At 51.7% G+C, this 9,353-nt stretch carries 10 protein-coding genes and 2 pseudogenes; 1 reads left to right on the top strand and 11 read right to left on the bottom strand.

What is annotated here, in order from left to right:
* Window positions 1-242, bottom strand: a pseudogene (locus tag B3M32_RS04045) (glycine--tRNA ligase); the annotation flags it as partial.
* A 149-nt stretch (window positions 243-391) separates the two neighbouring features.
* Between B3M32_RS04045 and B3M32_RS04040 the strand changes: the two are divergent.
* Window positions 392-1,318: a peptidoglycan DD-metalloendopeptidase family protein gene (locus B3M32_RS04040; protein WP_290743739.1), complete on the top strand. Its 927-nt coding sequence runs from the start codon at window positions 392-394 to the stop codon at window positions 1,316-1,318.
* A gap of 85 nt (window positions 1,319-1,403) precedes the next feature.
* Here the strand turns inward: B3M32_RS04040 and B3M32_RS04035 are convergent, their stop codons facing one another.
* The 10 genes and pseudogenes from B3M32_RS04035 to B3M32_RS03990 all read right to left on the bottom strand — a co-directional run.
* Window positions 1,404-3,224: a glycoside hydrolase family 9 protein gene (locus tag B3M32_RS04035; RefSeq protein WP_290743737.1), complete on the bottom strand. Its 1,821-nt coding sequence runs from the start codon at window positions 3,222-3,224 to the stop codon at window positions 1,404-1,406.
* Window positions 3,225-3,328: 104 nt separating this feature from the next.
* Window positions 3,329-4,087, bottom strand: a complete 759-nt coding sequence (locus tag B3M32_RS04030; protein WP_290743735.1) for a hypothetical protein — start codon at window positions 4,085-4,087, stop codon at window positions 3,329-3,331.
* 44 nt (window positions 4,088-4,131) lie between these two features.
* On the bottom strand, window positions 4,132-4,944 hold the full coding sequence (locus tag B3M32_RS04025; protein ID WP_290743733.1) for a hypothetical protein: 813 nt from the start codon (window positions 4,942-4,944) through the stop codon (window positions 4,132-4,134).
* Between the two features lie 12 nt (window positions 4,945-4,956).
* Window positions 4,957-5,610, bottom strand: a complete 654-nt coding sequence (locus tag B3M32_RS04020; RefSeq protein WP_290743731.1) for a hypothetical protein — start codon at window positions 5,608-5,610, stop codon at window positions 4,957-4,959.
* Window positions 5,600-6,436, bottom strand: coding sequence for a TIGR02147 family protein (locus B3M32_RS04015; protein ID WP_290743729.1), 837 nt, complete (start codon window positions 6,434-6,436; stop codon window positions 5,600-5,602). The genes B3M32_RS04020 and B3M32_RS04015 overlap by 11 nt, the downstream gene beginning before the upstream one ends.
* A 180-nt stretch (window positions 6,437-6,616) precedes the next feature.
* Complete coding sequence (locus B3M32_RS04010; protein ID WP_290743727.1) at window positions 6,617-7,189, bottom strand: GNAT family N-acetyltransferase; 573 nt, start codon at window positions 7,187-7,189, stop codon at window positions 6,617-6,619.
* Window positions 7,190-7,223: 34 nt separating this feature from the next.
* A complete protein-coding gene (locus B3M32_RS04005) occupies window positions 7,224-7,379 on the bottom strand; it encodes a hypothetical protein (RefSeq protein WP_290743726.1) in 156 nt (51 codons plus the stop codon).
* 132 nt (window positions 7,380-7,511) lie between these two features.
* Window positions 7,512-7,967, bottom strand: a complete 456-nt coding sequence (locus B3M32_RS04000) for a V-type ATP synthase subunit K (protein WP_072799628.1) — start codon at window positions 7,965-7,967, stop codon at window positions 7,512-7,514.
* 18 nt (window positions 7,968-7,985) lie between these two features.
* A complete protein-coding gene (locus tag B3M32_RS03995) occupies window positions 7,986-8,441 on the bottom strand; it encodes a V-type ATP synthase subunit K (RefSeq protein ID WP_083535590.1) in 456 nt (151 codons plus the stop codon).
* A 39-nt stretch (window positions 8,442-8,480) separates the two neighbouring features.
* Window positions 8,481-9,353: pseudogene (locus tag B3M32_RS03990) on the bottom strand (ATPase); the annotation flags it as partial.

The following is a 9,353-nucleotide window of genomic DNA, read 5'->3' as shown; positions in this document are numbered from 1 at the left end:
GAGGCCTTCCAGACGCGGGGGTTCAAAAGAATAGAGCTGTCGAGACCGAGCACGTCCTGGCGGCTGGTCACAAACTTCTTCCACCAGAGGTTCTTGATGTTGCGCTTCAGTTCCACGCCATACGGACCGTAGTCCCAAGTGTTGGCGAGGCCGTCGTAAATTTCGGAGCCGGGGAAAATGAAACCGCGGCGCTTGCAGAGGGAGATGATGTCCTTGAGGGCATCCTGAACTTTCTTTGCCATTTTATAATCCTTTATCGGCTAAATCTAGCCGGACTAGGAACCTACCTGGATGATAGGCCCTGACGGGTGCAAAGATAGAAAAAATTGAGCTACATCACAACCACCTATGACAAATCAGGACAAATAGACTATCTTTGACCCAATATACCATGAAACTACTCGCTCCGTCAAAAGTCCTTACGATAGTCTGCATGATAGCCTTGGCAGCATTTGCCAAGGACGAAATTGTACCCGAAACCATTCCGCAAACCGAAAGCGAGTTTTCCGGAGACACTCTCGTAGACGAAGCCGATGCCGGCAACAATCCCAACGCCCCGGCCGAAATTGCCGAAAACGAAGCCGACTCTTCCGATAACGGCCCCGAAATGAGCCAGGAAGAAGCCGACGCGGAACTCGCCGCCGACATGAACGCCACCGATTCCGCCCATGTGGATTCCCTGGCCAAGCTCGTCCTCGACATGACTACGGCATTTGTCCCTAGCGAAAGCCGTCGCGTTTCCGCCCCCTACGGCATCCGTACCTACCGCATGCACCGCGGCGTCGACCTCGGGCTCTGCCACGGCGAAGACCGCACCATCGTGGCCGCATTCGCCGGTGTCGTCACCAAGGTACGCAACCAGGGCCGCCGCAGGGGTTACGGCAAGTACGTCATTCTGGACCACGGGAACGGGCTCACCACCCTCTACGCCCACCTCGCCAGCTGGAAAGTCAACGTCGGCGACACGCTCCAGGCCGGCGATACCATCGGCGTCGGCGGCAATACGGGCCGCTCCTTCGGGGCGCACCTGCATTTCGAGATGAAGTTCAACGGCACCTACATCGACCCGGCCACGGTATTCAACTTTGAGCAGGGCACGTTCCACAACGCCCTGACCACCATCGAGCAGCAGCAGTTGCTCGCCGTCGAGGGGGAATTCCAGAAGGAACTTGCCAAGCACCGCTACTACAAGGTGCGCCGCGGCGACTGCCTAGGCAAAATCGCCCGACGTTACGGGATATCCATTACCAAGCTCAAAAAGCTGAACGGCCTCAAGGGGAACATGATCCGCCCGGGCCAAGTGCTCCGCTGCTCGTAAACGCTGTCCCAAAAAGCGCCGCCCTTCAAAAGACAAAACCGCGACGATTCCGCCGCGGTTCTTATTTTTTAGCGAATTTCAGGGTTTACTTGAGCTTTTTGCCCTTCAGGTCGTAACGGATTCCGTTGTTTTCGATAAACACCCTGTGGCTATCGAAGCGGAGCTTGGGCGTACCGTCGCCAGTGCGCAGGCCCGGACGGACCTTCGGGATGGAGACAATCCCGTCAACCGCGAAGGAGGGGGCGTGACCGGAATTGAGCGCCTCGATGGCACCCGCCAGGTATGCAATCGGGGAATTCCAGTTGATGGCCACCTCGTTGCTCGCATAGCTGCATTCGTCGTCAAAGTAGGACTTGGCCGGGGCGCCGTTCACGCGGTAATCCCTGCATTCCCACTCGTTTTTGCCAATATCCTCGCCGCCGGGCTGCGGACCGCCCACGAGCATGCCCGGCACCGGCTCCTGGATTCCGTCGGCCTGGCTCGGACGGTGATGCGGATGCATCGGCGACTTGGTGCCGAATCCGGTCACGAACGACATGTCCAACGGGTTCTTGCCCAGCAGGTAGTCGAGCGTCTTGACGGCGCTCTGGTAATACTTCTTCTCGCCCGTCAGGTAGTAAGCATGGAGCAGCCACACGCCCATATTGGCGGCCACGCTGTTGGAACCCCAGTAGAAGTCGTTCTTGGTCATGGGAACGCCAAAGCCGGTCGCGGCATGGTTCGCATAGCGGTCGGCGGCGGCAATCAGGGAATCCTTGGCCGCGGCGGCGTCGCTGAAATCGGCTGCATGCGTCGCCTTGGTGTACGTCACAAGGCCGCTCATCTCGGCCCAGCCCGGAATCGCCCCGCTAGCGCCCTGCGCGGCATACGAAGCGTCCTTCGTGGTCACAAAGAGTTCGGCAGCGGCAAAGTTCTTCTCGTCCTTGGCGTTGTTGTCGGCATAGGTTCCGGTCGCAACGTCTCGCGGCTGATTATAATAAGTGCTCGGGTTGGACTCGGCCCATGCGTAGGCCTTCTTGGCTGCATCGAGCGCCTTTGCGGCGAACGTGGCGTCGAATTTTTCGTACACGCGGGCAGCAACCGCCATCACGCCGGCAAAATCAAGCGTAGCGGTCGTGCTCTTGCCGATAACGTAACGCTTATCGATATCCTCGTTCGGCATCACCGTCCCGCAGAACTGGAGCGTGGTAAGTTTGTGGTAGACTCCCCCGTCGCTTGCCTGCATGGTGAGCATCCAGTCCAGGTTGTACTTGATTTCGGCCAGGAGGTCGGGCAAATTGCCGTCGGCCGGGATGTTCCATTTTAGATTGTCAAAATAAGCCGGGAAATGCTCGTAGAGGCTCAGGAGCGTGTAGGTGGAAATGCCCGAGTTCACGATGTACTTGCCGTAGTCGCCGGCATCGTACCAGCCCTTGGGGCTGTTGAGGGTGCCGCTCCCGCCCGTGGCGGAACTATGGAAGGCCACGCCCATGTCGGGGTGACCCGCGGCGCGCTTCCACTTGCCCGCGTACTGTTCTTCCAGGGCCATGGAAGCGCGCTGGTAGTAGAACCACTTCAACAGGGCCTTCGACACTTCACCGTAGGCATTGTCGGCAATCTTCAAGTCCTTGCGGACCTCCCGACCGTTCACCTTGATGGTGTACGTGCCCGGAGTCTTGAGTTCGGTAAAGTCGACAAGCTGCACGCTCTGGCCGCTACCGTCCCAGTTCGCGGCGGCGGAAGGCGTCACCGAGAGCACCGTCTTGCCGGACTGGTCGACGAAATCGACGTTTCCGCTGCCCTCGAACAGCGTGAGTTCCTTGAAGTCGCTGGTGCGGTAGCCAATCTGGTTGATGTAGGCGGTCGCGGCGAAAGAAACACTAGCCATAGCGAGGATGGCAGATGCGGTCAAAAACCTGGATTTCATGATTTACTCCATAGATTGGGTCCAACTAACATAAATCTACCCCAAAAAAACAAAAAAAGGGCATTTCTGCCCTCAAAAAAGCGTTTCCTGTGGGAAACAGCACGTTAGTGAGTCCACATAAGCCTCAGTTCTTTAAGAGTCGCTCCCATACTCGAAGAAGCATATGTAAAACTTAGTGTATAATTCTGGGAGTCATATGTTGCAGAACAAATGACAAGATCCGTTCCTAAGCATGACCAACCATACTTAGCCAAATCATTTTTTACCACATTCAAAGATTTGGATGTCATTAACGAGTTCATATACACAAATCCATTTTTATTAGATATTGTACACAAATCGGCTCCAGCCCAGATATCTGATGCTAAAGCGTCAGGCGGTAACAGAACCGGACAAGCGGGAGTTACAAACCTCTCCTGCAAGACTTTTTCGTCCAATGGACTTGTAACCGAATGGAAATTACCGACAAATGTTCCCATCATATAGGTAAAAGCCAACGTGTCATTAACGGCAACAAGCGTTGTATAATCTGGAGTCTCTCTTACATAACGATAAGATTCCTGAACCAGTTCCTCTTTTTGGAAGCCACCTGCAATCAGCAAAGTGTCAAACTTCAGCATTTCGTCCAAGGCAATTTGTTGTTGGACTTCACAACCGCCACTGAAAGTCGGCTGCCAAGCAAGAGACGATGCAGGAAGCTTTTGAGTGGCAAGTTCACACTGTGATGCATTTTTTTTCGATGTTTGCTGCTGGCTAGTACAAGAAGCGTCGATGCATGGTTGCGTTGACCCTCCAGAATCTGATTCAGAGCAAGCAATCAAAGAGGCCAATACCACGCCAAGTGCAACAAACATTTTTTTCATAATCAGCTCCTTGTATTTTAAAGCTATCCCTAACGCGGATGCTATTATCTGTTATATACGATGGTCATCTCGGTTAGGTTCCCGGTTTCATTCTTATAGGCGTTAGTTCTCGCCTTCATTGTGTATTTTTTTCCATCAAGCGTGGCAGAACAGGTAAAATCGGTATAACCATACCCGGAAGCTTCTTTGGATGTACAATTCCAACCAAGGCTGCTGAAAGCTTGTGACAATTTGGCTACCGTATTGTACGTAATCACATGATTTCCAGACCATTTCTTTGAAATAGACGTAGCAACTCCAATGCAGGGGTCGAAATCAGGGTAAAGGTATCCTGCTGGTAGAAGTGTGGGACAAGCTTCCAAGAGAGCCAACTTCTGAATTTCGTTTTCGGACATGGCTCTTGCTGTCGCATTAAAATTCCCGGAAAAGAATTCTGAAGCGTAGGTGAATCGAAGCGTATCGCTATAAACCATCAAGTTATTGAAGTCATTTATGTTCAAGGAGTAAATGTAGGACTCTTGCGTAAGGGCATTTTTCTCATAACCCATGGAAACAAGCTGTTGGTCGAGAACCTGGAGTTCTGCTAAAGGGAACTGTTGGACGACTTCGCAGCCACCCGCAAAAGTAGGTTGCCATGCTAATGATGATGCAGGAAGCTTTTGCGTTGCCAAATCGCACAATGACGCATTAGCCCCCGAAGGCTGACCAGCACAAGACCCATCAGCGCAAGGCTGACTTATTCCGCCAGGCTGAGCCGGATTGGCTTCGTCATTAGAATCGTCACCGCAGGCGGCAAAGCACATAGCCATAGCCATGGAAAGAACAAGTGAAGCTGTCTTTTCTTTCTGAATTTTCATTGGAGACTCCTTTTAGTGATTGTCCATACATTTGTTTTTCATTTTTTCGGCAGCCTTGTCCAAAATACTGTCGGCGCTTTCTGTCAAATGACCGATGAACGTTGAACATGTCAGGTGCAATTCGGTATCCTTGCAGGTTCCTATATGGCGATACAAAGTTCCGCCGTCTTTTTCACAAGCATTTGCAAAATCAGAAATTTCTTTTTCGCAGCGGGATTCGGAAACAGCATAATATCTCATTTTCAGATGGGAAGTAACGCCGCTGTCATCTGCAGTCAAGAAAAACGTCCATAAAATAGTTACTTCATTATATTCCGCATTCAGCACTCCGTATTCCGAGCGATAGATATTGATGAAGCAATTGGATAACGGATTATTCCATTCATAATAGAAATATTTCTCATGTTCGCCGCCGAACCTAATTTCGAACCAGAATCTGGTAGAATCAATTTCGTAATCGTCGATATCTGCAGGTATCGCATCAATAAAGTTTTTGATAGAGTCTACACGATGTTCTAGAATCAGCTTTTCATCGGCAGAAATCTCTGCCACAGAATTATCATCTACAGTTGCACCCGCTGTAGATTTTTCGGAACAGGCAATAACGCCCCAAAGGATGCTTAGGGCAAGCAAAAGCGCAACATTTCCAAACATCTTACTTTTCATCGTCTGTACCTTCTATTTTCTCGGTCAACGGGAACAGTTGCAAATTCAGGCGCAGCACCTGATCCACCTTGTCGTCGTTTGCAACAATTTCTAGAACCTGCTCGCGGCACTTTTTCAGGACTTCGACAACTTTTGCAAAGGCATCATTAGAAACGCCCATGGTAACACCCGCGACATAGCGTTCATCTGCGGCAAAGCGGTCAATCGCATCGACCGCAAATGTCGCCATCTGCCTGTTCATGGAACGCACGGCCAAAGACATGGACTGAGTATCACCGCCAAGCAACTTGTCCGTCTGCAAGTACTTGCCATCATCTGTCTTTTTGAGGATTCCCGCATGGACTTGAAAATCGATGGAATCCTTTACCTCTTTCGCAGAAACATCATGAATGCACTTGCCCGCGATTTCTTTCGGGACTGCTCCCGGCATGGCAGGCGCCAATTCACGCACTACCGGGTGTACCCAAGAATCGTAATATTTATACGCCTCGGCCCCGACAAGGTTCACCTTGCTCGCCCTCGCGATAGACTGCATTTCGGCATAAGCGAAATGTTTCTTGTCATCGGTCTTTGCTTGCGCAAACATAACCAAGTTGAAAAAATAGTCGCGCTCGATACCCGTAAAGTTAAACGCGTCCGCCACCTTGACGGTCGCCTTCTTTCCGAGGTTTGCCTTACCCTCGCATACTTGCTTCATGAATACCGGCGAAACAAAGCCCGCCATTTTCGAATAGTCACGCCACGAAAACGTCGACGTGCGCTTTTTCCAGTCGTAAAAATCCTGCAAATAGAGTCGAAAATCTTGATACCTTAAAATCGATTCCATACTCCAAAAATATTAACGGGTTTTCGCATCGTCAATATTTTTGATACAAAAGTTTGAATTTTATGATATTTTTAGAATTTTTTGTGAGATAATATACAATCTACACATTTTTGAATACACTTTGAATACAGCGCAGAGAAAAAGAAGGGGCGTAAAGTCAACATCGTTTTTGAGAAACCGCTACAAGCTCTTTCGGAGAGATTCTGCGTAATGGAACAGATCGCAGCACATCATGCGTGTACGCAACGGCTCATTTTCGTGAAGCTGAAGGCTTTCTCGTTCTTCTTTTTCTGATTTGAATATGAAAGAGAACTCATTGTTTCCATAGAACTTCAAGACAGACGGTGCGTTGTAGGCATCAACGGCGAGAAATCTGCAACCAGTCTTATTATGCGAATCAGAAAACCAAATTTTCAAGAAATCAAGAATTTCGGAACCAATCCCATTCCCCTGAAAGTTCTCATTTACAGCAAGACGACCGATTAGCACAGACGGGTAGTTATGAATCAGCCTCTTGGGATATGGCACCTTATCTCGCAAGGTGCGACGCATCTGCCGAGCCTGAACGCTTCCGTTCGATATCGTGAACATCGATGAAATTTCGCCAGATTTCTTATGCACAAAAGCATAAGTCTTTCCGAAAAGTGCGTGCTCGTATTCAGCAGCATCACAATGGAAAAAATCATCAAGGTCCTTATCACCACAAGAAAAAAAAGACAGGCCCGATTGAACCTGCTTTTCCTGTAAACTCATCAACCTGCAGTTGGTCGAAATATAATTCATGTAATTAGATCTTCGCAGTTCTGAGGATAGACATAGTAGACTTGGCCTTCTGAGTCAGGTCAAGTTTTCTCTTCGCCTTCAACACGCGGTTCGCCTTTTTCACGAAACGATCCGCAGCGGCGTTTTCCAAAACAGGTAATGGTCTAATTGCTAAAGCCATATTTCAAATATACATTATTCGAAATGAAAAAACAAGGACTGCTTTTAAAGCAGTCCTTGTTACATAGGAGATTCCGGCTCGGAGGCCGGAATGACATATCGTGCGGCCTTTCGACAGGCTCAGGGACCTTCCTTACGACACGAGCATCATCGAGAACACCATGACGAACAGCGCGACGGTTTCGCCGACACCAAGCACCATCAGGTAGTTCACGAGGCCCTTGCCGGTTTCGCCGAGGGCGTTGCAGGCGTCAGCCGCCGACTTGCCCACGTACCAGGCAGAGGCCATCATGCCGATGCCACCGAAGATGCCGACACCCAGGTATGCAGCCCAGTTGGCCGGGGCCGCCTGGGACTTGTTCAGGATGTACATCATCAGCAACATGCCGTAGATTGTCTGCGCGATCGGCGCGCCCACGAAAATGAGCAGCGTAAACAGCGCGTTCTTACCCTTGAGATACGCCTTCTTCCAGGCCCCGATGGCCGCCATGCCGGCAGTCCCGCAGCCCAGCGCAGAACCCACCGCGGCAAGGCCCAGGGCCGCCACCGCGCCGAGTTTCGCGAGCGTTAAAAGTTGAGCTTGATCCATACGTGTTACCTCGCTGGATTAGAGCACCATCATGGAGAACACGAGAACGAACAGGGCCACGGTTTCCACGATACCGAGCACCATCAGGTAGTTCACCATGCCCTTGCCGGTTTCACCGAGAGCATCGCAAGCCACGGCCGCGGACTTGCCCTGGTACCAGGCAGAAGCCATCATGCCGAGACCGCCGAAGATACCGGCACCGAGGCAGCCACCCCAGTTGGTAAAGCCGCTTTCGGCAGCCTTGCTCAAGATGAAGTTCATGAGCAACATGCCGTAAATCGTCTGGGAAATCGGGGCACCCACGAACACCAGCAAGGTGAAGAGAGCGCTCTTGCCCTGGGCATAAGCCTTCTTCCACATGGTGATGGCGGACATACCAGCCGTTCCGCAACCAAGGGCGGAGCCCATTGCCGAAATGCCGAGAGCGGCAGCAGCACCCATTTTAGCGAGAGTAACCATTGTATTCGGTTCCATTGTTTTTTCCTCATTAAGTAGCGGGAATCATCCCTTGGTTTAATTTTTCTGCTTGGCGAAGGGCGCGAACGCGAATCCGCTCCATTCCTGGCCAAGTCCATTTGAAAATTCGAGTGTGTTAAGACGTACGGCGTGGACGGCGACGCCCATGACCGCAAGCGCGATGTTCAGGCCGTGCACAAAGAGCAACAGGAAGGCTGCACCGGCGATACCGACAGCGGAGCCGAACAGCGGCGAGAGCATGTCGTTGAACGCTTCGGCAATGGCCGCACCGGACATGCCCACAGCGAACAGACGGATGTAACTGATCACGTCGGTAAAGCTGTTCACCACGTCGAGCACGAGCATCGGGATGCTGATGAAGTCCTGCTTGAGCCTCTTGGGCGGCACGGTAAAGAGCACCAGGAGTACCGCTTCCACGATGAACATCGGGATGACGAACTTCGGCATGTCGATACCGAGCACCATCTGGCAGGCCAGGAAGAACATCACCCAGCAGCCGATAAGCCAGCCCACCTGCGCCATGAACGTGGAGTCCTTGCGCTTGATGCGCACGCAGACGTTCCACACGTGAGCGATACTCAGGTGGACCACGGCGATGCAGAAGCAGAACAGCTGGATATGCTGCATCTGGGAGGCACCCGCCGTCTTCGGCACGAAGCTTTCGGGCAGAATCGTGATCGACTGGGCGAAGGCCTTGTAGGCTTCAAACTTCGCAGGGTCAGTCGGGGCGCTTGTGCGGATCCAGAGCATCGCGTTCTTCAGCGGTTCAGGCAACCAGCCGTAGTTGGTGATGTCCAGGTAATACGTCCACCCCGCAAGCGCTGGGCTGAGCCCGAGGAAGCTTGCGTTGATGACACCCCACACGATGGTGGCGATGCTCATGAGGTAGATAAAGTGGAAACCAGCAGG

Origin of the sequence: Fibrobacter sp. UBA4309, assembly GCF_002395745.1 — a bacterium.
Classification (GTDB): Bacteria; Fibrobacterota; Fibrobacteria; order Fibrobacterales; family Fibrobacteraceae; genus Fibrobacter.
This window is presented reverse-complemented; position numbering and strand designations above follow the sequence as displayed.

What these genes read in the sequence shown, in the direction of transcription:
- B3M32_RS04040 (WP_290743739.1), top strand. Translation starts at nt 392, where the DNA reads ATGAAACTACTCGCTCCGTCAAAAGTCCTTACGATAGTCTGCATGATA.
- B3M32_RS04035 (WP_290743737.1), bottom strand. Translation starts at nt 3,224, where the DNA reads ATGAAATCCAGGTTTTTGACCGCATCTGCCATCCTCGCTATGGCTAGT.
- B3M32_RS04030 (WP_290743735.1), bottom strand. Translation starts at nt 4,087, where the DNA reads ATGAAAAAAATGTTTGTTGCACTTGGCGTGGTATTGGCCTCTTTGATT.
- B3M32_RS04025 (WP_290743733.1), bottom strand. Translation starts at nt 4,944, where the DNA reads ATGAAAATTCAGAAAGAAAAGACAGCTTCACTTGTTCTTTCCATGGCT.
- B3M32_RS04020 (WP_290743731.1), bottom strand. Translation starts at nt 5,610, where the DNA reads ATGAAAAGTAAGATGTTTGGAAATGTTGCGCTTTTGCTTGCCCTAAGC.
- B3M32_RS04015 (WP_290743729.1), bottom strand. Translation starts at nt 6,436, where the DNA reads ATGGAATCGATTTTAAGGTATCAAGATTTTCGACTCTATTTGCAGGAT.
- B3M32_RS04010 (WP_290743727.1), bottom strand. Translation starts at nt 7,189, where the DNA reads ATGAGTTTACAGGAAAAGCAGGTTCAATCGGGCCTGTCTTTTTTTTCT.
- B3M32_RS04005 (WP_290743726.1), bottom strand. Translation starts at nt 7,379, where the DNA reads ATGGCTTTAGCAATTAGACCATTACCTGTTTTGGAAAACGCCGCTGCG.
- B3M32_RS04000 (WP_072799628.1), bottom strand. Translation starts at nt 7,967, where the DNA reads ATGGATCAAGCTCAACTTTTAACGCTCGCGAAACTCGGCGCGGTGGCG.
- B3M32_RS03995 (WP_083535590.1), bottom strand. Translation starts at nt 8,441, where the DNA reads ATGGAACCGAATACAATGGTTACTCTCGCTAAAATGGGTGCTGCTGCC.